This window comes from Azospirillum sp. UENF 312511 (assembly GCF_058780635.1).
In genome coordinates, this window is record NZ_JBSNCG010000001.1 from 598,936 (window position 1) to 621,143 (window position 22,208).

General features: G+C 68.9%; 16 protein-coding genes. 10 read left to right on the top strand and 6 right to left on the bottom strand.

Going from position 1 to position 22,208, the window contains the following annotated elements:
- Positions 1-37: 37 nt before the first annotated feature.
- Positions 38-1,843 (bottom strand): tetratricopeptide repeat protein, encoded by a 1,806-nt coding sequence (locus ACWPN7_RS02685; protein WP_459196619.1) that lies wholly within the window; start codon positions 1,841-1,843, stop codon positions 38-40.
- Between the two features lie 74 nt (positions 1,844-1,917).
- On the opposite strand from ACWPN7_RS02685, the gene ACWPN7_RS02690 reads away from it, so the two are divergent.
- The 8 genes from ACWPN7_RS02690 (at position 1,918) to ACWPN7_RS02725 (ending at position 10,255) form a co-directional block, all read left to right on the top strand.
- Entirely contained in the window at positions 1,918-2,871 is a 954-nt protein-coding gene (locus ACWPN7_RS02690; protein WP_459196620.1) for a L,D-transpeptidase family protein, read from the top strand.
- A 98-nt stretch (positions 2,872-2,969) separates the two neighbouring features.
- A complete protein-coding gene (locus ACWPN7_RS02695; protein WP_040134463.1) occupies positions 2,970-3,839 on the top strand; it encodes a branched-chain amino acid ABC transporter permease in 870 nt (289 codons plus the stop codon).
- Positions 3,836-4,825, top strand: a complete 990-nt coding sequence (locus tag ACWPN7_RS02700) for a branched-chain amino acid ABC transporter permease (protein ID WP_137104805.1) — start codon at positions 3,836-3,838, stop codon at positions 4,823-4,825. Before ACWPN7_RS02695 ends, ACWPN7_RS02700 begins: the two co-directional genes overlap by 4 nt.
- On the top strand, positions 4,825-5,550 hold the full coding sequence (locus ACWPN7_RS02705) for an ABC transporter ATP-binding protein (protein WP_456525144.1): 726 nt from the start codon (positions 4,825-4,827) through the stop codon (positions 5,548-5,550). The genes ACWPN7_RS02700 and ACWPN7_RS02705 overlap by 1 nt, the downstream gene beginning before the upstream one ends.
- Before the next feature lie 152 nt (positions 5,551-5,702).
- Positions 5,703-7,415 (top strand): methyl-accepting chemotaxis protein, encoded by a 1,713-nt coding sequence (locus tag ACWPN7_RS02710; protein WP_200475724.1) that lies wholly within the window; start codon positions 5,703-5,705, stop codon positions 7,413-7,415.
- Positions 7,416-7,549: 134 nt separating this feature from the next.
- The gene (lptF, locus tag ACWPN7_RS02715) at positions 7,550-8,671 is read left to right on the top strand and encodes an LPS export ABC transporter permease LptF (protein ID WP_040135625.1); all 1,122 of its coding nucleotides are present in this window, start codon (positions 7,550-7,552) and stop codon (positions 8,669-8,671) included.
- Positions 8,672-8,687: 16 nt separating this feature from the next.
- The gene (locus tag ACWPN7_RS02720; protein ID WP_459196621.1) at positions 8,688-9,686 is read left to right on the top strand and encodes a glycosyltransferase family 9 protein; all 999 of its coding nucleotides are present in this window, start codon (positions 8,688-8,690) and stop codon (positions 9,684-9,686) included.
- 92 nt (positions 9,687-9,778) lie between these two features.
- The gene (locus ACWPN7_RS02725; RefSeq protein WP_103041648.1) at positions 9,779-10,255 is read left to right on the top strand and encodes a flagellar biosynthesis regulator FlaF; all 477 of its coding nucleotides are present in this window, start codon (positions 9,779-9,781) and stop codon (positions 10,253-10,255) included.
- Positions 10,256-10,358: 103 nt separating this feature from the next.
- On the opposite strand, the gene ACWPN7_RS02730 is transcribed toward ACWPN7_RS02725, so the two are convergent.
- From ACWPN7_RS02730 to ACWPN7_RS02740, 3 genes are all read right to left on the bottom strand, one after another.
- Entirely contained in the window at positions 10,359-12,425 is a 2,067-nt protein-coding gene (locus tag ACWPN7_RS02730) for a flagellin N-terminal helical domain-containing protein (RefSeq protein ID WP_459196622.1), read from the bottom strand.
- Positions 12,422-13,828 (bottom strand): flagellar hook-associated protein FlgK, encoded by a 1,407-nt coding sequence (flgK, locus tag ACWPN7_RS02735; protein ID WP_459196623.1) that lies wholly within the window; start codon positions 13,826-13,828, stop codon positions 12,422-12,424. Before flgK ends, ACWPN7_RS02730 begins: the two co-directional genes overlap by 4 nt.
- A gap of 78 nt (positions 13,829-13,906) precedes the next feature.
- Positions 13,907-17,332 carry a flagellar hook-basal body complex protein gene (locus tag ACWPN7_RS02740; protein WP_459196624.1) on the bottom strand — a complete coding sequence of 1,142 codons (3,426 nt, stop codon included), beginning with the start codon at positions 17,330-17,332 and terminating at the stop codon, positions 13,907-13,909.
- Between the two features lie 328 nt (positions 17,333-17,660).
- On the opposite strand from ACWPN7_RS02740, the gene ACWPN7_RS02745 reads away from it, so the two are divergent.
- A complete protein-coding gene (locus ACWPN7_RS02745) occupies positions 17,661-17,879 on the top strand; it encodes a hypothetical protein (RefSeq protein ID WP_247887751.1) in 219 nt (72 codons plus the stop codon).
- Here ACWPN7_RS02745 and ACWPN7_RS02750 read toward each other — a convergent pair.
- Complete coding sequence (locus tag ACWPN7_RS02750) at positions 17,852-19,306, bottom strand: tetratricopeptide repeat protein (RefSeq protein ID WP_456525147.1); 1,455 nt, start codon at positions 19,304-19,306, stop codon at positions 17,852-17,854. The genes ACWPN7_RS02745 and ACWPN7_RS02750 overlap by 28 nt on opposite strands.
- A 66-nt stretch (positions 19,307-19,372) precedes the next feature.
- Here ACWPN7_RS02750 and ACWPN7_RS02755 point away from each other — a divergent pair, with 66 nt between their 5' ends.
- Positions 19,373-19,705, top strand: coding sequence for a DUF1491 family protein (locus ACWPN7_RS02755; protein ID WP_014197577.1), 333 nt, complete (start codon positions 19,373-19,375; stop codon positions 19,703-19,705).
- Between the two features lie 25 nt (positions 19,706-19,730).
- On the opposite strand, the gene ACWPN7_RS02760 is transcribed toward ACWPN7_RS02755, so the two are convergent.
- Entirely contained in the window at positions 19,731-22,202 is a 2,472-nt protein-coding gene (locus ACWPN7_RS02760; RefSeq protein ID WP_492273106.1) for an ATP-binding protein, read from the bottom strand.
- Positions 22,203-22,208 lie beyond the last annotated feature (6 nt).

Sequence of the window (22,208 nt, forward strand, 5' to 3'; positions counted from 1 at the left end):
GGAGCGGCCGCGTCCCCTTCGTTTTCATGCCGTTCCCTTACGCCGTCTGGGCTTCCAGCGCGTAGGCGAGCAGGCGCTCCACCGACGCGCGGCGGTCGCCGGCCTCGGCGAAGCGGGCGCGGGCCTCGGCCGACTGCCGGTCGCGGAAGGCCGGATCGCTCGCCAGAGCGGCGGCGCGCTCCAGATAGGCGTCGTCGTCGGACACCGTGAAGACCGGACCGGCCACGGCCGCCACGTCGCCCGCCGCGACGGTCACCACCGGTACCCCGTCGGCCAGCGCGAAGGCCGCGCTGCCGCCGCCGCCCTGCCGGCGCGGGTTCAGATAGGCGGTGGCGAGGCGGTGCAGCGCCCGCACGTCATCCACGTCACCCAGCGTGTGGACACGGTCGGCGTTGCGCAGGGCGGCGATCCGCTGCGGCAGCGATTCCACGCCGCCGGCGACGGCGATGCGGGCCTCCGACAGGCGGTCGAGCAGCGAATCGGCCAGCGCCAGGAACTCCGGCCCGGCCTCCTGGTCCAGGCGGTTGCCGACCACGATGAACAGCGGCCCGCCATCCGGACCGGCGTCGGGAAGGCCGAAATCGGCGCGGCTGCGCTCCGGTCCGGCGGGCGGCAGGGTCCAACCGAAGGAGAAGGGGCGGAAACGTTCCGCCATGTCCGCCGGCCAGCCCTGGGTGGTGTCGGCCTCGCCATAGCCCAGCACGAGCCGGGCCATCGACAGCGGCAAGCCGGAGGAGGTCGGCAGGCAGATCACCGGGCGCGCGCCGGAGAACAGGTCGGCCACCACGTTGGACCCGCCGAAGGCGACGATGACGTCGGGGTCGAAGCCGTCCACGTAATCGACGATGGCGTTCACCTTCTCCTCGTCGAAGCGCTTCTGCGGGAAGGACATCATGCGGACCCGCGCGCCGAAGGCGGCGATGACCTGCTCCCCCTCGTATTCCTCGGTGATGTTGTAGGTGTATTCGGGGACGAAGCCGTTTTCGCCGGTGATCGCCATGGCGTTGGGGTTGATGATGACCACCTCGCGCCCGAACTCGTCCTGCAGGCGGCGGGCGAAGTCGAAGGCGTCCGCGGTGGGCTGGTGCCCGGCGCCGAGCATCTGGTTGGTGATCAGGGCGATCCGCTTGACCTCTCCGCGCGGCGTGGCGCGCTTCATGCGGCGGCGCAGGTGGAAACGCAGCGCCGTCTCGTCCACCATCAGGCGGTAGTAGTCGGTGAAGTTCCCGGATTGGAACGCGCCGCCGTCGCCACGCCGCGCCGCGCCCTGGAACAGCTGCATCGCCATGCCCCAGAACGCGTAGTGGATCGACGGCACGGTGAAGCGCATCGGGTCTTCCAGGACGGCGTCCGTCAGCGCCGCGTAGTGGGCGATGTCACCGTCGAGCAGGAACAGCAGCGAATGGCGGCGCATCACGTCGCCCATGGCGTACGCCGCGTCGACCTCGGCGGCCGCGGCGCGGCGGGTCTCGTCGTCGTAGCGGCGGATCAGCCCGGTCAGCGCGCTGACGTTGCCCCAGCCTTCGCCCTCGTTGGTCAGCAGGGTCAGGGCGCGGGCGAAGCACAACGCCGCGTCGCGGGCCTGGCCGGTGGCGTGCAGGGCGTGGCCGAGATTGGCCTGCAGCAGGGGCGAGGTCGGGTCGCCGGCCACCGCCTGTCCGATCAGGTCCACCGCCTCCGCCGGACGACCGCCTTGCAGAGCGACAACGCCGAGCAGGTGCAGCGCGTCCGGATGGCCGGGCGACGCCGCCAGCACCTCCCGGTACAGGCGTTCCGCCTCCGTGGTGCGGCCGGCGCGGTGGTGTTCGGTCGCAACGGCCAGCGTCTGTTCGATGGTGTCCATGGTCGGCGTTCCTGCTGCTTGGTCCCTGACGGCATGTTTACGCGCTTTTAGGGCGGATGCGCTGAACTTTTCCCATGCAGCGCACCGCGACATTCTTGTGGCATCTTGTCCCGACGGCAACCCTGGCGATTGCCCTCGCGCTCGTTTCGCCTGGCGTCCCGCGCGCGCAGGATGCCGGCACCACCTCCGAAACCACCGCCGGGGTGGCTCCGCCGCGGCGAATCGTCATCAGCCTGACGGAGCGCCGGCTTCATCTGCTGGAGGAGGGGCGCCCGCCGCGCTCCTTCCCGGTCGCCATCGGACGGCCCGGCGTGGCGATTCCGCTGGGCGACAGCCGGGTTCTGCGCAAGCGGCGCAACCCGATTTGGCACCCCACCGCCAACCAGCGCCGGGAGAATCCGGCGTTGCCGGTGGCGGTGCCGCCGGGGCCATCCAACCCGCTGGGCAAGTTCGCGCTCGACCTCGGCTGGACGGCCATCGCCATCCACGGCACCAACGAGCCGGATTCGGTGGGCCGCCGGGCCAGCGGCGGCTGCTTCCGCATGCTGCCCGCCGACATCGCCGTCCTGTTCGAGATCGTGCCGGTCGGAACCCCTGTCCGAGTCGTCTCCGGGTCGGCCGTCCTCCCGTCGCCACAACCCGCCGTCGCGGTCGCCGCGGCGACTTCCTCGCCACCGATTCCGGCACCGCCGCCAAAGGTTGCGCCGCCGCTTCCAATCCTGCCCGATCCGCGCTGCGCCACGGCCGGCGCGCCGCTGCGCCGGATGATCTGCACGGTGCCGGACCTTGCCGCGCTGGACGGGCGGGCGCGCGGACTGCACCAGCGCCACCTCGCCGCCCTGCCGGCGGAGCGCCGCGACGCCGCGGCCTACGCGCTGCTCCAGGAGGAGCGCCGCTTCGACGACCGCATCACCGCCCGTTGCTGGGTCCGCCGCGGCATGGAGGAGGACCCGGCGGTCGCCGCCGCCGCGGAGGCGTGCCTGCGCGACGCCCTGAGCGTGCGACTGGAGGAGGCAAAGCGCCGCTGAGCGCCGCCCGATCCGCACAGGAAACTTGTCACGACTACGAAGGACTGCTACGCCGCTCAGGCTTGGCCATCCGGGGCTCTCCCAAGGGCGAATGATGCATGCCGTTTGACTATTACCTGAACATCGCCGCGTCGGGCCTGCTGACCGGACTGGTCTATGGGCTGGCGGCGCTCGGCCTGTCGGTCATCTTCGGCGTCGTGCGCGTGGTCAATTTCGCGCATGGCGAGATGATGGTCGCCGGCATGTACGGCGCCGTGCTGCTGGCCAGCCTGCTCGGGCTCGACCCGATCCTGGCGGCGCCCATCGTGGCGGCGGTGCTGTTCGCCTTCGGCTGGCTGCTCCAGCGCGGGCTGGTCAACCGCTTCGTGGAGCGGCCCGAGCACATGCAGTTCATCCTGCTGCTGGGCATCGCGACGATCATCCTGAACGCCATGCTGATGCTGTTCGGGCCGGATTCGCGCAACGTCATGGTGCCCTACAGCTTCGACACGGTGGAGATCGGGCCGCTGCTGCTCGACGCGGTGCGGCTGCGCGCCGGGGCCGGGGCGATCGTGGTGACGGTGGCGCTGTTCGCCTTCTTCCGCTTCAGCCGCACCGGCAAGGCCATCCGCGCCTGCGCCGACAACCCGCTGGGCGCCCGCGTCGTCGGGCTGAACATCGACGGGCTTTACGCGCTGACCTTCGGCATCGGCGCCGCGGTGGTGGGGATCGCCGGGGCGCTGATGACGCTGCTGGTCGACTCCCGGCCGCAGTTGGCGCCGGAGTACACGCTGCTGAGCTTCATCATCGTCATCGTCGGCGGGCTGGGCAGCCTTCCGGGCGCTTTGCTCGGCGGCATGCTGATCGGCTTTTCGGAGGCGATGGCCGGTTTCCTGCTGGACCCCTCGCTCAAATCCCTCTTCAGCTATGGTGTGCTGATCGTGGTGTTGCTGCTGCGCCCGCAGGGCCTGCTGGGGAAACGGTCGTGACGGGGCGCGGGATCGTCCTTCTGGCGCTGTGCGGCGCGCTGCTGCTGGCCGCGCCGATGATCGCCGACCGCTACGTCCTGTCGGTGCTGACCACGGTGCTGTGGTTCGCCTATGTCGGGCAGGCGTGGAACGTGATGATGGGCTTCTCCGGCCTGCTGTCGCTGGGCCACGCGCTCTATGTCGGGCTGGGGGCCTACGTCAGCGCGGCGCTGTTCGTGCATTTCGGGATCGGTCCCTGGGCAGGCATGTGGGTGGCCATGCTGGCGGCGACCGCTGCCGGTTGCTTCATCGGTTTCCTGGGCTTCCGCTTCGGTGTGCGCGGCGTGCATTTCGCGCTGCTGACCATCGCCTTCGCCGAGGTCGCGCGCATCGGCTTCGACCACCTGCAATGGTTCGGTGGCTCGGGCGGCTTCTTCATCCCGGTGGCCGGCGACGCCGGCAACGACGTGCTGAACCTGCGCGGCTCGCCGGAGCTGTTCTACTACGTGATCCTGGCGCTGGTGCTGGCCGCGCTGGCCCTGTCGCGGGTTCTGCTGCACAGCCGCCTCGGCTACCAGTGGCTGGCCGTGCGCGAGGAGCCCGAGGCGGCGGAGGCGGTCGGCGTCGACCTGTTCCGCGCCCGCATCGCGGCGGTGGCCGTGTCCTCCGCCCTGACGGCGCTGGGCGGGGTGTTCCAGGCCTTCTACTTCAACAACCTGTTCCCCGAGCAGGTCTTCTCCATGGGCCGCTCCATCGAGATCATCCTGCCGGCCATCGTCGGCGGCATCGGCACGCTGATCGGACCGATCCTCGGGGCCTTCATCCTGACCCCGCTGGGCGAGCTGCTGACCTTCCTGATCGAGGCGACCGGCTTCGACCTGCCGGGCCTGAAGCAGCTGTTCTACGGGGTGGCGCTGGTGGTGATCGTCGTCTACCGCCCGGACGGGGTGTGGCCATGGCTGGCCGACCGGCTTGGCCTCGTCCGCCGCCCCGGGGAGGATGCGTGATGGCCGGGCTTCTGGAGGTCGAGGGCCTGTCCAAGCGGTTCCGCGGGCTGAAGGCCGTCTCCAACGTCAGCTTTTCCGTGCCGGAGGGCCGGATCGTCGCGCTGATCGGCCCGAACGGCGCCGGCAAGACGACCACCTTCAACCTGATCGCCGGGGTCTTTCCGCCCGACGAGGGGAGGGTGCATCTGAAGGGCGCGCCGATCACCGGGCTGAAGCCCAACCGCATCTGCACGGCGGGCATTGGCCGGACCTTCCAGATCGTCAAGCCCTTCGGGCAGCTGTCGGTCGAGGAGAACGTGATCGTCGGCGCGCTGGCCCGCGAACGGTCCGTGACGGCGGCGCGCGACCACGCCCGGCGGGTGCTGGACCGGCTGGGGCTGGCCGATCAGGCCAACCGCCCGGCGCGCAGCCTGACCCTGCCGGACCGCAAGCGGCTGGAGGTCGCCCGCGCGCTCGCCACCCGCCCGATCCTGCTGCTGCTGGACGAGGTGCTGGCCGGCCTGCGCCCGACCGAGGTCGACCGCATGGTCGAGGTGCTGCGCGACCTGAACCGGCGCGAGGGCATGACGATCCTGATGATCGAGCATGTGATGCGCGCCGTGATGGCCCTGTCCGACCAAGTGGTCGTGCTGGACCACGGGGAGAAGATCGCCGACGGGTTGCCCGCTGAAGTTGTAGAGAATCCTAAGGTGATCGAATCCTACCTGGGCGCCGAGGATATCTGACCGGCCGTTCGCAACAGGCGGCTTCAGCGCTGGAAACACTCCTTTAATGTTTGTTGGCCCATCATTCGTTCCCAGATAAGGGCAACGACCGACACAGCAACGTCCGGTCGAGAAAACAAGCGTCCGACAAGGGTGCTGCACGGGAGGAACGAATGAAGGCACTCGGCAATCTGCGGATTGGCCAGCGGCTGTCCATCGGCTTCGCGGCGGTGATCGCGGTGCTGGTGGTGACGGTCGGCACCGGCCTGCTGCTGACCGACAACGGGAAGACGCTGAGCCGTCTGGTGGCCGATGTCCGCATGCCGACGGCGCTGGCCGGGCAGGGCATCGTCGCGTCCGTCACCGCCACCAACGCGGCCATGCAGGGCTATCTGCTGACCAACCGCGAGGACCTGAAGCAGGAACGCAACGTCGCCTGGGACCGCATCGACGCCCTGCGCCAGGAGATGGACGGCCTGTCGGCCCGCTGGTCCGATCCGCAGGTCCAGGCCACCTGGGACGCGGTGAAGCCGCTGCTCGACCATCTGCGCCGCGATCAGGACATGGCGGAGTCTCTGGGCACCATCGGCGACCAGATGGGGGCGCTGAACTCCCTGAACGACGACGCGATCCCGCGCGCCAACCAGGTGATGAGCCTGCTGGTCGGCGACGCCCGTTCCAACGACGCCAGCGGCCTGATCCCGCGCCAGCGCGCCCTGCTGCAGGCCGACACGGAGGGGATGATCCAGGGCGCCGACCGTCTGGTGATGATCCAGGCGGTTCTGCTGACCCTGGGTCTGCTGATCGCGGCGGCGGCGATCCTGCTGACCTCGCGCTCCATCGTGCGGCCGCTGGGCGCCATGACCGAGGCGATGCGGCGGCTGGCCGACGGCGACTCCGCGACTCCCGTGCCGGCCACCGGGCGGGGCGACGAGATCGGGCAGATGGCCAAGGCCGTGCTGGTCTTCAAGGACAACATGATCGCCGCGCGGCAGGCCGCGGAGCGCGAGCACGCGGAGCAGGACGTCCGCGCCCGCCGCGCCCGCGCCATCGAGGAGCTGACCGGCCGCTTCGACCGCGAGGCGGCGGCCGTGCTCGGCTCGGTCTCCGCCGCCGCGGTGCAGATGAAGGCGACGGCCAGCCAGCTCGCCGCCACGGCGGAGCAGACCACCCGCCAGTCGGTGACCGTGGCCGGCGCGTCGGAGCAGGCCAGCGCCAACGTCCAGACCGTCGCCACCGCGACGGAGGAACTGGCCGCCTCGGTGCAGGAGATCGGGCGGCAGGTCGCCAGCAGCACCGCAATCGCCGACGAGGCGGTTCACAAGGCCGAGCGCGCCGATCAGGCGATGCGCAGCCTCGCCACCGCCTCGGCGGAGATCGTCGCGGTGATCGACCTGATCACCCAGGTGGCCTCGCAGACCCGGCTGCTGGCGCTGAACGCCACCATCGAGGCGGCCCGGGCCGGCGAGATGGGCAAGGGCTTCGCCGTCGTGGCCGCGGAGGTGAAGGCGCTGGCCGACCAGACCACCCGTGCCACCGACGAGATCGCTGCGAAGATCGTCTCCGTCCGCAGCGAGACCGAGGGGGCGGTCGCCTCCATCGGCGACGTGATGGGCACCATCGGGCGAATCAGCGAGGTCGCCTCGACCATCGCCGCGGCGGTGGAGCAGCAGCAGGCGGCGACGCGGGAGATCGCCCGCAACATCCAGCAGGCCGCGGCCGGCACGCAGGACGTGACCTCCAACATCGCCGACGTGAACCGGGCGGCCAGCGAGACCGGCAGCGCCGCCCGCAACGTGCTGGAGGCCGCGGGATCGCTGTCCGACCAAGCGGATGGGCTACGCAGCAAGGTGGAGGTGTTCCTGTCGGCGGTGCGCACCGCCTGACGCGGGGGCCTGACGCGGGGGATGGTGCGCCGGGGCGCAAAAGTTCGGTGCGCCGGGTCGGTTTCCAGATCAGGGCTTGACCCGGACGCCCGAGCCCGTCAGCTTCTCGCCGGGCTCCCCCGTGACGCATGCACATGAACCGACTGCAACGCTATCTCTTCCGCAATCTTCTGATCGCCCTTCTCTATTCCACGGCCGGCCTGACCCTGACGATCTGGCTGAGCCAGTCCTTGCGGCTGATCGAGATGGTGGTGGAAGCCGGGGCGCCGATGCGGGTGTTCCTGTGGCTGCTCGTCCTGACGGTGCCGACTTTCCTCGGCATCGTGCTGCCGCTGGCGCTGGTCGGGGCGGTGCTGTTCACCTACAACCGGCTGGCGACCGACAGCGAACTGGTGGTGATGCGCGCCGCCGGCGTCGGCCCCTTCGCCCTGGCGGCGCCGGCGATGGTGCTGGCCTTCGGCGTGACGGTGGTCGTCTATGTGCTGAACCTGTGGCTGACGCCCGCCGCCCACCAGGAGCTGGTGCGCATGGAATACGCCGTGCGCAGCGACTATTCTCAGCTGTTCCTGCGCGAGGGCGTGTTCAACGAGGTGGGCGACCGCTTCAGCGTCTTCGTGCGCGAGCGCGACAGCGAGGCCAACCTGCACAACGTGATCATCCATGACGGGCGCGTTCCGGAGAAGCCGGTGACGATCATGGGTGAGCGGGCGGTGATGCTGACCGGGTCGGAGGGCGCGCGCTTCGTCGTCTACAACGGCAACCGGCAGGAGCTGGACCGCAAGACCAACCGGCTGTCCCAGCTCTTCTTCGAACGCTACGCGGTGGACCTGAAGGTGCTGAGCAGCGCCAGCGCCGAGCGTTATCCCGACGCCCGCGAACGCTCCACCGACGAGCTGCTGCACCCGTCGCCCCAGATGGCGGAGGACCCGAAGATGATGCGGGACCTGCTGGCGGAGCTGCACCACCGGCTGTCCTCGCCCCTGCTGGCGCTGGCCTACACCATGGTGGCGCTGGCCTGCCTGCTGTCGGGCGAATTCAACCGGCGCGGCCAGTCGGTGCGCGTGACCACCGCGGTGCTGGTGGTGATGGCCATCCAGTCGGCCGTCCTCGGCCTGTCCAGCCTTGCCGCCAAGGTGACCGTGCTGGTGCCGCTGATGTATGTTCTGCCGGTGGCGGCCCTGGCCCCGGCGGCCTGGATCCTGTCGCGCAACCTGCGGCGGCGCGTGCCGCCCGGTGGCGAAGCGGCGGCAGGCTGAGGGGGCGGGCCGGGTCTTGCGCATCCTGTTCATCACCTCCAACCGGCTGGGCGACGCGGTCCTCTCCACCGGCCTGCTGGCCCATCTGAGCGAACGGCATCCGGACGCCGCGCTGACCATCGCCTGCGGTCCCCTGCCGGCGCCGCTGTTCCGTTCCGTTCCGGGGCTGGAGCGGCTGATCCCCATGCCGAAGCGGGCCTGGGCGCGGCATTGGGTCGACCTGTGGCGGGCCTGCGTCGGCACGCGCTGGGATCTGGTGGTGGACCTGCGCAACTCCGCGGTCGGCCGGCTCGTCCTGGCGAAACGCCGGTTCTTCCACACCCGCGCCCCGCATCTCCACAAGGTGGAGGAGATCGGGCGGGTGCTCGGCCTGTCCCCGCCGCCGTCGCCCCGCCTGTGGATCGACCCGGCGGCCGAGGCCGAGGCCGACCGGCTGCTGCCCGGCGGCGCGGAGCCGTTCCTGGCGATCGGCCCAACCGCGAACTGGACCGGCAAGGAATGGCCGGCGGACCGCTTCGCCGACCTTGCAACGCGGCTGACCGGTCCCGGCGGCCGGCTGTCGGGCCGGCGTGTCGCCGTCCTGGCCGCCGGTCCGGAGCGCGAGCGCGCCCGGCCGGTCCTGGAGGCGCTGGGCGAGCGGGCCATCGACCTGACCGGGCGCACCGATCCGATGGCCGCGGCGGCCTCCGTGCGCCGGGCGGCGCTCTACATCGGCAACGATTCCGGGCTGATGCACATCGCCGCCGCCGCCGGCACGCCGACCGTCGGGCTGTTCGGGCCGGGCTTCCCGGAAACCTACGGCCCGTGGGGCGTGGCGGCGCGCACCGTGATCAGCCGGGTTCCGCGGTCCGAGCTTCTGGCCCGCCAGAAGGCCGATCCGCAGGCCACCGGCCTGATGGACGGAATTTCCGTGGACGCGGTCGAACAAGCGGCCGGTGAACTGCTTGGGCCGGCAGCGCCGGAACGGTGCGAAGTCGTGACAAATCCTTGCAAATCACCGGAGACAGGTCCCTAAAGTTGACAAGGATTGAAGGATCGCTGACAATCCTTTTGGTCCGGACCTGATTCAGCATTGCTCTGTCCGGCGGCCTGTCCCGAGGGTTTGGAATGAAGCCGACACCGACATACGCGAACAAGCCGACCTCCGACAATCCCCGCGATGTCGAGGCCTGGGCTTTGGCGGAGGCGTCGCGACGCCTGATCGATGCCGGGCGCAGCCCCGTGAACGAAGAGACGCTCCGCGGTGCCCTGCAATTGAACCAGCGCCTTTGGACGATCTTCCAGGCCGCGATGACCGAGGACGATTGCGGCCACCCGCCGGAGGTGCGGACCAACATCGCCGCCCTGTCGCTGCTGGTCGACCGCGAGACGATGGCCCGCCTGGTCGATCTCGACGTGTCGAAGCTGGACACGCTCATCAGCATCAACCGGTCGGTGGCCAGCGGTCTGACCGCCCGTCCCGACGCGCCCGTGCAGGGTCAGGCTGCGCCGGCTCCGCAGATGGCGGCGCGCGCGCCGATGGCTCCGCCGGTTTCCGCCCCGGACGGCCAGCCGCCGCGCCAGTCGCTGCGGATCTCGATCTGAGAGCCACGCGCTTCAAAAGAAAAACCGGCGCCCTTCGGGGCGCCGGTTTTTTGTTTGGCGGCCGTTCCCTCCCCTCGTCGAAGGGGAGGGAGCCATCGCCGCTTCAGGCGATGTAATTCAGCAGCGACAGCTTCTGGCGCTGGCCGGCAACCGTATAGGCGGCCTCCAGGGCGTTCATGGAGGTGCGCAGGCGGGCCGCCACCTCGGTCTCGTCAATGCCTTCGATGCCGGCGATGCGCTCGACCACCGTGGCCGAGGCGGTGGTGTGGGCGGTCTTCTTCTCCTCCAGCGTCGCGAGGTCGGAGGCCACCTTGGAGTGGACCGAGCGCACCTCGTCCTTGGCCTGGGCCATCAGCTCCCGCGACTTGGTGATGTACTCCTCGTACTTGCCGGGATTGGACGCGGCGACGTGGGCCATGCGGAAGGCGGCGACCAGCTTCTGGAAGGCGCGGTCGTCGCTGGTGACGCCGTAGGTCAGCGTCTGGCCGTCGTCGATGGTGACCGCCGCCTTGTCCCACGCCTTGCTGTTCTTCCGGTTCGACATGTATTCCGAATCGTAGAAGGGCAGGTCCGGCGGGTCCACGTAGGGCAGGTCGGTCAGGGCGTCGGCCTGCGACGGCAGGGTCGCGACCGAGATGGTGTTGTCGATCTGGCCGTTGACCGCCCGCACCGAGGTGGAGAACTGCTGCACGCGCGACGGATGGTTCGGGTCCATCGTGCTGTTGCTGGTCAACTGGATGGTCGATCCGTTGCCGGCGGGGTCGATGGTCACCGGCGGCACCGGGCTGGTCTTGGAGAATTCGGCGCGCAGCATGTCGGCCACCTTCGACACGTCGGTGACGCCGTTGTTGTAGTCCTTCTCGGTGACCGTGTAGCGGATCGTGTATTGCTGGTAGGGCGGCAGGTCCTCCGGCTCGTCCGGATGTTCCGAATAGTATTTCCGGTTGAAGGGGTCGTCCGGGTCGCCGACAACGACGTTGATCTCGTAGGTGTCGCCGATGTCCACGCCGTCGCCGGTCAGCGCGAAGCTGTCGATCTGCTTCAGCCCGGTGCCGGCGGGCGCCGGCAGGGTGGCCGCCTGGGTGGTGGTCGGCGCCGTCATCGAGTTGTCGATGCTCATCGAGTTCTGGACGCGCGCCGTCACGTCGAACTTCTGGCTCTGGTCCTCGCTGATCAGCGAGATGACGCCGTTGGCGGCGGAGGCGATGATCGGCAGCTTCGGGTTGGCCGACTGGATCAGGCTGTTCAGCGTGCTGGCGACGAAGGTGACGGTCTTCGGATCGCCCGGCTGAACTTGGTAGCCGAAGGGCTTGCCGTCGATCGACACCTCGAAGTAGTCGTCGGTGTTGACCATCGACCCGTTCAGCGTGATACGGGTGGACTGCGGCTGGGCCAGCAGGTCGCCGACCGGCTCGGTGCCGTAGCGCGATCCGGCGAACAGGTAGCGGTCGCCGAACTGCTCGTTCAGAAGCTGCTGGATGTCGCGCAGCGCGCCCTCGACCCGGTCGCGCATGTCGTTGGCCTGGGGCCAGCTCACGTTGAAGGTGCTGCTCGACGCCGCGGTGAGCTGGTCGAAGCTGAGGTTCAGCACCGCGCCCCCGCCGGGCCCGCCGTCGATCTTGAAGTTGTAGCCGCCGCCGTCGCTGGGGGGCACGGTTTTCAGATTGATGGTGCGGGTGGTCTTGCCGCCCAGCCCGTCGGTCACCGTCACGTCGAACGATCCGTTGACCCCGTCCTTCGAGGGGGTGGAGGTCACGGTGTAGCGGGCGTTCTGGGTGAAGGTGGATTTGTCGCCGTTGACCGTCAGCTTCAGCGCGTCGGGGTTGCTGTTGAAGGGTGAGGTGACGGTGGCCGGCCCCGGCTGGAACGGCATCAGGTTGCTGCTCTGCCAGTCCGTGGCGATCTTCTCCAGGCTGTTCAGCACCGTGTCGGCCGCCTTCACGCGCGGCGACGCGGTGTTGATGTTCTGGACGTAGGACTCGCGCTGGGTCAGCTCGGCGCGCAGAGCGAGCAGCTTCTGCGTCTCGGCCCCGTAGGCGTTCAGGTCGGTGGACTTCTTGCCGGTGGTCAACTGCTCCGAGAGCGTGTCCACCTTGTTCTGGCCGTTGGTCAGGTTGCGAACCAGGCCAAGATACTTGGCGTAGCTGCTGACTTGAGTGACGGAGCTCATCGGACGATCGCCTCCAGCGCGTCAAACATCGTATTGGCCACTTGCATGACCCGTGCCGACGCGGCGTAGGAGGTCTGGAGCTGCTGCAGATTCGCGATTTCCTCGTCGATGTTGACGCCGGTCGTCGCGTGGTAGCGCTCCTCCAGGATCTGGCGGGAGTCCTTGTCCAGCGAGGACTTGTCCATCGCCGTCTTGGCCGCGGACATCCAGCCGCCGGTGATGTTGCTGGTGATGGAGCTGAAGGACGCGCCCTCCAGCTTCAGCCCGTCGGACTGGAAGCTGCGGCCGGTGGCGCTGAGCGCCGTCACCACGTCCTTGACGGCCGCGCTTTTCAGTTTCTTGGTGTTGTTCAGCAGGTTCTCGTTCACGTGGATGGTGAAGCGGTCGTTGCCCATGAAGAACTGCGTGCCTTCCTCGCCCGGCACCGTCTTCGCCTGGTCGTAGGCGTCGCGGAAGCTGGTGGGCTCGCCCGGCTTGGTCGAACCGGTGAACATCTGCGCGTAGGCGTCGAGCTGCGAGCGCAGCTTGCGGATCACCTCGGTGGTCGGGTCGGCGCTGGCCGCCTGCGGCGGGTTGGTGGTGGAGCCGTCGGCGCGCAGGTTCATCAGCGCGGCGACCTTTCCCTCCTTCAGGTGCTGGTTGACGTTGGTGACTTGATTGCCCACCGTCAGGTTGATATTGCCGCCCTCGTAGGAAAGATTTGCCGCCTGGCTGTCGACCAGCGCCAGCCCCGTGGGGGTGAAGACGGCGATGCGGCCGTCCGGGCGGGCCATCGTGCGCACGCCGACATAGGTGCTCAGCTCGCGGATCAGCCCGTCGCGCTTGTCGGCCACCTCGTTGCCGGCCGAGCCGTAGCCCTGCAGCGACACGATGTTGTTGTTGATGCTCTCGATTTCCTTCAGCAGCCGGTTCACCTCGCCGACCGACTGGCTGAGGTCGCCCTGGATCTCCCGGTCCATGTCCTCGACGCCCTGGGACACGCGATTGATCTCGCGGGCGAAGGTGTCGGCGGCCTGGATCAGCTGGTACTGCGCGACCTCGCTTTCCGGGGAAGTCTCCACCGCCTTCCAGGCGGTCTGGAAGGCTTCGGCGTACTGGTTCAACTGCGGCTTGCCGCTGGTCGTGCGCAGCAGGTCGCCCAGCTGCTGCATGTAGGAGGATTTGGTGGCCGAGGAGCCCTCGCGCGCGGTCAGGTCCTGCACTTGGCTGAGCAGGGCGGAATCGACCTCGCGACGGTATTGGGAGGTGAGGACGAACCCGTTGGAATCCAGCACGTTCGACACGGTGTGCCGGGTGCGGGTGGGATCGTCGGCGCGGGCGACGTTGTCCGAGACCAGCTTCACCTGGGCCTGGACCGCACGGAGGCTGGCCGTCGCGCTGCCGAGGGCGCCGAAGAGGGACATGGTCGTTGGACCTTTCGTCTGCGGGATAGGCCGGGCTGGGCGCGGATCGGGCGCCCGCCCGCGTGGTCAGGACCGCGCTTAGCGCTTCAGGCCGAGGACTTCCTGGAGCATCTCGTCGGAGGTCGTGACGATCTTGGTGTTGGCGGAGTAGGTGCGCTGGGTGACGATCAGCTTGGTGAACTCGTCCGCGATGTCCACGTTGGAGGACTCCACGCTGTTCGCGACCACCGCGCCGGCCCCGTTGGTGTCAGGATCGTTGAAGTTCGGCCGGCCGCCGTCGTCCGTCTCGATGTAGACGCCGCCCGCCTCGCGCTGCAGGGCGTTGGGGTTGTTGAAGGTGACCACCGGGATGCGCCCGATGACGCGGCTGCGGCCGTTGTCGTAGTTCACGATCACGTCGCCGTTGTCGCCGTAGACCACCTCCTTGTACTGGCCGCGCGAGGCGCCGTCCTGCACCAGCTCGCGCACGTTGATCTCGTTGCCGGCGAACTGGGTGACGCCGCCCGACTTGCCGATCTGGCCGAGGTTCAGCGTGATCTGCTGCGGGCCGAAGCCGTAGTCCACCGTGAAGGTCACGTTGGCGTCCGCCCCAACCCCCTGGTTGGCCGAGGTCACCGCCGTGCCGGTGCCGACCTTCGCCGTGCTGACGCTGGCGATGGTGCCGACGTTGCCGGGATCGGTGCCGAAATTCAGCAGGACGTGCGCGGGTGTGGTGCCGGCCTGGGCGCTGACGTCCAGCCTGAACTTGTTGTCCGGGTCGCCGGTCGCAGTTTTGGCGACAAGCTTCAGCACGCTGCCCTCGGCACTGGCCGTCACTGGTAGGGAGGTGTTCTTGTTCACCAGATTGGCAAGGTTGGCCGCGATGGTTTCCATCGAGGTTTCCTCACCCGTTGTCTTGTAAGTGATGGGGGTATCGCTGATGGTCACCGTGTACTCGGCGCCCTTGTCGCCCGGTGTGCCGGTCAGCGTCACCGATTCCGACTGGCGCACACCCGCCACGTTGGACGTGCTGGTGGAGGCGGTCAGCGTGCCGGGGCTGCCGGTGGCGTTCTGGATGCTGGCCTTCGCCTCGAACTTGCCGGTGCTCGAGGTATTGTGGGTGAGGGTCAGCCGGCCGCCGGTCGCTGTGGCGACGACGTTCAGGTTGGCGGCGTTGACGCGGTTGGCCAGCTCCTGCAGGACGCCGTTGATATCCTGGAAATTGCCATAGTTCGACTTGTCCACCGTCACCGAGATCGGCGTGCCGTCGACCGACACCGAATAGACGTCGCCGATGTCGATCTGCGTCTGTGGATAGGAGAATTCCTGGCGCTGGCCGCGCGAGTCCGTCGGCGCGCTGGTCGTCGGGCCATTCACCTGATTGTTGGAGGCCGTGCCGTTGGAGAATTCCTGGTCGATCTTGAAGGGCGTGCCGGGGTTGCGGGCGGTGAGCTGCAGTTGCGAGTTTTCGACGGACGCGATGATCGGCGCCTGCGGCCGGGCCGAGTTGATCTGGGCGGCCAGCGCGTTGGCGACGCCGCCATAGGTCCCCATGGTCAGGATGTTGTCGCCGGTAACCGACACCGTGTAAGGAACGCCGTCCACCCGCACGGTGTAGCTGTCGCCCACCCGCACGTTGTCGGTGCCGGTGATGTCCAGACTGTTGGCGCTGGCGTTCAGCGCCGTGCCGTTCGTCGTACCGCTCAGCACCAGATCGCCCGCGGCGTTGCGCGAAGCGGATACCGCCAATCCGGCGGCGTTGATCTTCGTCACCAGATCATTCACGACGCCATCCATATCCTTCAGCGCGTTGATGTTCGCGTAGGAAATGGTGGTCTTGAACTCCTGGCCCAGCACATTGACGACATACTGGTCCGGCACCTTCAAGGTCGCTGCCGTCGGGAAGTCGACCTGGGTAATCTCAGGTTGAGTAGCGTTGGCAATCTGAACGGGGGCTGCTGTCAACGCGCTGTAGACCACCGGGGTGGAGGCGGTGATGCTGTTCTTGCGGCTATCAGCGTTGGTAACGCCATAGTTGGCCGTGAAGGTCTGGGTTGTGGCCGTACCGTCTAGCACGAGTTGGTTGGTGGTGCCGGCCGGAACCGTGGCAGTGCCGATCAGGGCGTTGATGCCCAGCGGTGGCACGGCGGTATTGATCTGGTTGGCCAGATTGGCAACCACGCCATTGATGTCCGCCAACGTGCCAATGTTGGCCGAGGTGACACGTGTCTTGAACTCCTTGCCCGCGACGGTGATGCGGAACTCGTCGCCCACGTCAATGGCCGCGGTGGAAAAAGTGAAAGTGCTGCGCTGGTCGCCACTGAGCGAGCCAGTTCCATTGGTCGAGGGGCCGCTGATTGTGCTGGTTTGTGGCGTGGTGTTGTTGAAAGTTCCGGAGACCTGCACCGGCGCGGGTGTGGCTCCCGTCGTTTCGACGATGATTCTACGACTGTCGTTGGTATCCAGCTTGGCTTGATAAAGGGCAGGAGACATCGCATTGATCTGGTCCATCAAGGCGGCTGCGACCTCTCCATAATTTGAAAGGGTCCCGATGTTCGCCGCGGTCACCGTGACCGTGGCAGATGTGCTGCCATTGATGTTCAGGGTGTAGGTGTCGCCAATTCGGATATTGTCCTGTGACGTGCCATCAGGATAATAGTTCGTGCGGCCACCGATGGTGACCGACGAAGCCGGCACGGAAGTCGTTCCGTCGACCCGCACCTGACTGACCTGGGCCACTGGGGTCACGCCGGATATTTGGCTGCCCGTCGCCATGGTGGCGGCGCCGCCGGCGAAGGAGCCGGCGACCGGCTGCATCGAGCTTCCCGGCGCGTCGATGCCCAGGCGCCATGCGTTGGCGGCGTCCTGGCGCCAGTTGAACTGGATGGTCCGGGCGTTGCCCTGGGTGTCGTAGACCTGGATGCTGGAGGACGGGATCGGCACGCCCGGCGTCGGGGTGGCCGGCAGGTTGGCGCCCAGCGTGATGCTGTTGGTCGACTGTGGCTTGTCGGTCAGGGTGTTGACCTGGAGCGGCTGCACCACGTCCTTCTTCAACTGGCCGGTCACGTCGTCGACGATCCATCCGTTCAGCGCGAAGCCGGCGCTGTTCACCAGATAGCGGTTCTTGTCCAGCTCGAAGTCGCCGACGCGGGTGTAGTAGACGTTGTCGGCGTTCAGCGTGCCGGTCTGGGTCTGCACCGTCTCGCCCTGCTGGCCGGGGCCGGTCAGGCCGCGGCTGAGCTTGGACACGCTGAAGAAGCCCTGGCCCTGGATGGCGGCATTGGTCGGGCTCTGCACCTGGGTCAGGTTGCCCTGGATGTTGTTCATGAAGACCGGCGCCGCCGTCACGCCGCCCGGCGCGTGCAACCGCTCGTTGGACTGGAGCACCAGCGTCTCGAAGGCCGTGTTGACCCGCTTGTAGCCGACCGTCGAGGCGTTGGCGATGTTGTCAGAGATGTGACCGAGGGCCTTCGACTGCGCGCTCAGGCCGAGGACGGCGGTGGTCATCGAACCGAAGATGCTCATGGCCAGGGATCTCCAAACGGAAAGGGCAGAATTCGTTGCCATTCGGGTAAGCAAGGACGATGCCAACTGCGTGACCGTCGTTAACGTGTTGTTTCGTATGAAAAAGGCCGATGAGGGAGCGCGCTGGACCCCTTTTTGCCGCGCGCTGGGAAAAATTGGCCTAGCGTCCCGGACGGGAAGAGGGAAGAAAGCTCCCGTCCAATCCGTCCAGCCAATCCATATGACCAAAAGATGGGGCGTGGCCGGTCGGGGGCTGCGGTAGAACGGGGGAGGGGAAACGGGATGCAGGCCGGCGGTGGCGCCGCCGGAGGAGGGCTGCTTGGACCGTGTGGAGCAACTTCTGATACCGTTGCTGGGGGCGGCCCTGCTGGGGCACGCGCTGAGCAACGCGCCGCTCCGCTTCGATCCGCCGGACCCGCGGCCCTTCGACGTGGCCACCTTCAACGCCACCCTGCTGGCGGCGGAGATGCCGGCGCTGCCCGTTGCAAGCTCCCGCCCGGCCTGGAGCGGGAATGATCCCTACGACTGCTTCTGCGGCGCCAACTGAGCGGCGGCGAACCGTTCCAGTTCCGTGGCGACGACGCGCAGGACGCTGTCCCAGTCGCCGGGGCGAGGCTGGCGGAACAGGCGCAGCGACGGGTACCAGGGGCTGTCCGCACGGTCGAGCAGCCAGCGCCAGTCTGGCGCGTAGGGCAGCAGCAGCCACGCCGGGACGCCGAGCGCGCCCGCCAGATGGATGGTCGCCGTGTCGACCGCGATGACGAGGTCGAGATTCGCCAGGATGGCCGCGCTGTCGGCGAAGTCGCGGATGCCCGCGGTCAGGTCGGGCAGGGCGGCGGGCCGGACCGCTTTGGTGTCGCCGGTCTGCAGGCTGAACAGACGGCGGCCCGGCGTGTCGAGCAGCGGGGCCAGCCGCTCGACGGGGATGGAGCGGTTGCGGTCGTTGCGGTGATTGGGGTTGCCCGCCCAGACGAGGCCGACGCGCGGTCCAAACCCCGTTGCCGTATCGACTTCGGCGATCCGGCGGCCCCAGCGCGCCACCTCGTCTGCCTCGGCGAAAAGGTAGGCGGGAGGGGCGGGAATGCTCGCCAGATCGGTGCCGAAGGCGCGCGGCAGGCTCATCAGCGGGCAGTGGAGATCGTGCGGCGCCGGGGCAGGCCCGCGCACCAGCACCTGAATCTCCGGTCCCAGCGAGCGCAGCAGACGAAACTGCAGCGGGTGCACGTCCAGGATCACCCGACCGCCGGCGCGCGCCACCAGCGGGGCATAGCGGGCGAACTGGATGGTGTCGCCGAACCCCTGCTCGGCGTGCAGCAGGATGCGCCGGCCCTCCAGCGGCTCGCCGGTCCAGGGCGGTGCGGGCAGGCGGCGCGGGCGCCACTCGAACTCGTCCCATCCGGCGCGCAGGTCGCCCCGCACCAACCGGCTGACGGCGCGCGCCAAGTGCGCGTCGGCGTGGTCGGGTCGTGCGGCCAGCAGGGCGTCCAGGCAGGCGTCGGACTCCGCGAAGTGGCGCGCGTCGCGCAGCACGACGCCACGGTTGAGCGCGGTGTCCGGATGGCCGGGCCGCAGCCGCTCCGCGCGCTCCAGCCACGCCAGCGCGGCGGGATGGTCGGCCAGGGTGTGGCGCACCGAACCCAGGTTGGTCAGGGCATCGGCCAAGGCCGGGTCGAGGGCCAGGGCGCGGGTCAGCGCGGCGTCGGCCCGCTCCGCGTCGCCCAGCACGCGCAGGGCGCCGCCGAGATTCGCCCAGGGCGCCGCCGCGTCGGGGCGGAGCCGCAGCGATCGGGTGATCAGCGCCGCCGCCGCGGCGTGGGCGCCGCGCTGGGCCTCCGCCACGCCGAGCAGATGCAGGGCGTCGGGCTGCGCCGGCTCCACATCCAGCACGACGCGGTAATCCTGCGCCGCCTCGGCGAGGCGCCCGGCCATGTGGTGGTTGACGGCGGCGTCGAGAACGTCCAGGAGTGTCGCCATGCCCGTTGTCTACACCGGGGCCATGCCGAAGGCGAGCCCCCGGACCTTCCCGGAACGAGGATTTCCATGGACGACCGTCTGCCGACGCACCTCTGGGTGATGGCGCACATCCGCGCCGCCGATGCCGAGGGCGTCACGATGATGGTTCTGCGCAAGGGGGACCCCAGCCGCGGCACGGTCATCCTGAAACTGAACCGGCTGGACCGGACCTTCAGCGTGCTGGTCCAGGTGCGCGACGAGGAACGGCTGCGCTGGTCGCGCGGCACCGGGGCCGAACCGGTGGACGAGGCCACCGCCGATGCCTACATCGCCCGCCAGACCCGCTACGACCCCGACGTCTGGGTGATCGAGGTCGAGGACCGCAAGGGCCGTCACTGGTTCGAGGGCGAGGTGCGCTGACCCCGCTCTCTAGAACGATGCCGGCTCACACCAACTCCGCCTTTCCCACCGTTGTCCCCGCGGTCGGGGTAACGCGCGGGAAGCGCAGGGTGAAGCGGGTGCCTTCGCCGGGGATGCTCTGCACCGTGATGGTGCCGCGCAGCGTGCCGGTGACGAGGTTGTAGACGATGTGCAGCCCCAGCCCGCTGCCCCCGCTGCCGCGGCGGGTGGTGAAGAAGGGGTCAAAGATCTTCGGCAGGATGTCCGACGGGATGCCAAGCCCGTCGTCGGCCACCGTCAGTTCCACTTGATCCTGCGGCAGCAGGCGGGCGGCGATGGTCAGCCGGCCCGGATGGTGCGGCGTGAAGGCGTGGGTCAGCGCGTTGAGGACGAGGTTGGTCAGGATCTGCGACAGCGCGCCGGGATAGCCGTCCAGTTCCAGCTCGTCGGGGCTGTCCACGCCGATGTCCAGACCGGCCACATCCTTGTAAACCGGGCGCAGGCTGCGCAGCAGTTCGCCGATGTAGGTCCTCAGCTCGAACCGGCGGCGCTCGTCGCTCGACTGGTCCACCGCGACCATCTTGAAGCTCTGCACCAGATCGGCGGCGCGCGTGCTGTTGGACAGGATCAGCCGGGCCATCTCCCCGCCGTCGGCCAGGAAGCGCTGGAACTCCGACTTCTTGATGGCCCCGGCGGCGAGCTGGCGGGTCAGCTCCTCGAACTGCAGGGCGAGCTGCGAGGCGCCCGTGATGGTGATGCCGATCGGCGTGTTGACCTCGTGCGCCACCCCGGCGACGAGCTGGCCGAGCGACGCCATCTTCTCCGCCTGGATCAGGCTGGCCTGGGTTTCCTTCAGCTCGCGCAGCGCCTGTTCCGCCGCGTCGCGCGACCGGCGCAGCGCCGCCTCCGCCTCGACCTCGCGCGTCACGTCGACGACGATGGACTGGACGGCGGTCTCGCCCTTCCAGTCGATGCGGCGGCTGGTCAGCTCGATCCAGCGCTCCGACCCGTCGAGCCGGCGGGCGCGCAGCCGCCGCCGTTCGCTGGGCAGGCCGGTGGCGACGATGTGCCGGTAGTTGTCCTCGACCAGCGGCCGGTTGTCCTCGGCGATGAAGTCGAGCACCGAGCGCACCCGCAGCGTCCGGTCCAGGCTGCCGCCCAGCATCTGCAGGAAGGCGTCGTTGGCGTAGAGCGGGCGGAAATCGCGGTGGATGATGATGCCCTGGATGGAGCCTTCGACGAGATCGCGGAAGCGCCGCTCGTTGTCGGCCAGATCCATCTGGCGCCGGTCGATCTCGTCGATGAAGTAGCGGATTGAGGCGGCGATGTCGGTGATCTCGTCGTTGCCTTCCACCGGCACCGTCGCGTCGCTGCCGGACAGGCGGGCCAGCACCGCGCCGTTCAGCGCGACCAGCCGCGAGGTCAGGAAGCGCCGGAAGAAGAGATGGACCAGGATCGCCAGCAGGATGGAGGCGCCGCCCAGCACCATCACCAGGCGCGAGCGCTCCTGGATCATCGCCGCCAGATCGCCGGTGCGGTCGGTGGACTGGTCGTGGATGGCGTCGAACAGGGCCAGGGTGAAGCGGTCCACCGTCTCCACCAGGACGCGCGACTGGCCGGACAGCGCCTGGGCGCGGTTGCGCGCCTGCAGCCGTTCGGCGGAGCTGTCGAACAGCGCCCCCGGCGCCACCAGGATCGTGGCGAGATCGGCCCGGATGCGCTCCATGGCGGAGCCCTCCGGCTCTGGCGTGGCGGCCGCCAGCCGGCCCAGCTCGGCCAGCGTGTTCTCCGCGTTGCGGCGCTCGACCCGCAGCCGGTTCAGATGGTCGGTCTGCATCGCCCCGGCGGCCCGCGCCATCAGCGCCCCCGCCCGCACCGCCCAGGCGCCCAGCATCCCGCCCCCGCCGGGTGCCGACACGGCCGGACCGGTTCCGGGCTCCGCCCCCGGCAGACGTTCCAGCGCGTCGGCGAGCTGGGCCAGCGCGCGGATCGCCTCCGCCTGACGGGCGCCGGCCTCGATCTGCCGCCCGACCTCGGCGTTCAGGTCGGCCACCGTCGCCGCCAGGATCAGCAGGGTGGACTGGGCCTGTTCCAGAAGCCGCAGCTCGTCGCTTTCGCCATCGCCGCCCGGCTCCCCTTGCTGGTGGAGGTCGCGCATGCGTTCCACCAGCTTCCTCAGGAACTCCAGTTCGCTGATGAGTTCGTCGTAGATGGCCCGGCGCTGCGGGGTGGTGGCCGCTCCCGCCAGGACGGGCAGGCGGGCGACCAGCTTCTGGAGCGAGCCGCGCAGCTCCGCGCTGGTGATGACCTTCGGCAGGGTGGTGGTGGACAGCACCGACACCTCCCCCCGGAACAGCTGGAAGGAGGACAGCGACACCACGCCGACCAGCAGGACCAGCATCGTCATGATGGTCAGGCCGATGGAGATGCGCAGCACGATGCCGACGCGCGCCCCACGGCGTCGGCGCAGGGGCGCGGCGGCATCGGTGTGGTCGGTGGAAGGCGGCGTGGCGTCCATTCCGCG

Excerpts from the sequence above, each read along its gene's own strand:
- ACWPN7_RS02685 (WP_459196619.1), bottom strand. The coding sequence starts at position 1,843 with ATGGACACCATCGAACAGACGCTGGCCGTTGCGACCGAACACCACCGC.
- ACWPN7_RS02690 (WP_459196620.1), top strand. The coding sequence starts at position 1,918 with ATGCAGCGCACCGCGACATTCTTGTGGCATCTTGTCCCGACGGCAACC.
- ACWPN7_RS02695 (WP_040134463.1), top strand. The coding sequence starts at position 2,970 with ATGCCGTTTGACTATTACCTGAACATCGCCGCGTCGGGCCTGCTGACC.
- ACWPN7_RS02705 (WP_456525144.1), top strand. The coding sequence starts at position 4,825 with ATGGCCGGGCTTCTGGAGGTCGAGGGCCTGTCCAAGCGGTTCCGCGGG.
- ACWPN7_RS02710 (WP_200475724.1), top strand. The coding sequence starts at position 5,703 with ATGAAGGCACTCGGCAATCTGCGGATTGGCCAGCGGCTGTCCATCGGC.
- lptF (WP_040135625.1), top strand. The coding sequence starts at position 7,550 with ATGAACCGACTGCAACGCTATCTCTTCCGCAATCTTCTGATCGCCCTT.
- ACWPN7_RS02725 (WP_103041648.1), top strand. The coding sequence starts at position 9,779 with ATGAAGCCGACACCGACATACGCGAACAAGCCGACCTCCGACAATCCC.
- ACWPN7_RS02730 (WP_459196622.1), bottom strand. The coding sequence starts at position 12,425 with ATGAGCTCCGTCACTCAAGTCAGCAGCTACGCCAAGTATCTTGGCCTG.
- flgK (WP_459196623.1), bottom strand. The coding sequence starts at position 13,828 with ATGTCCCTCTTCGGCGCCCTCGGCAGCGCGACGGCCAGCCTCCGTGCG.
- ACWPN7_RS02740 (WP_459196624.1), bottom strand. The coding sequence starts at position 17,332 with ATGAGCATCTTCGGTTCGATGACCACCGCCGTCCTCGGCCTGAGCGCG.
- ACWPN7_RS02750 (WP_456525147.1), bottom strand. The coding sequence starts at position 19,306 with ATGGCGACACTCCTGGACGTTCTCGACGCCGCCGTCAACCACCACATG.
- ACWPN7_RS02755 (WP_014197577.1), top strand. The coding sequence starts at position 19,373 with ATGGACGACCGTCTGCCGACGCACCTCTGGGTGATGGCGCACATCCGC.
- ACWPN7_RS02760 (WP_492273106.1), bottom strand. The coding sequence starts at position 22,202 with ATGGACGCCACGCCGCCTTCCACCGACCACACCGATGCCGCCGCGCCC.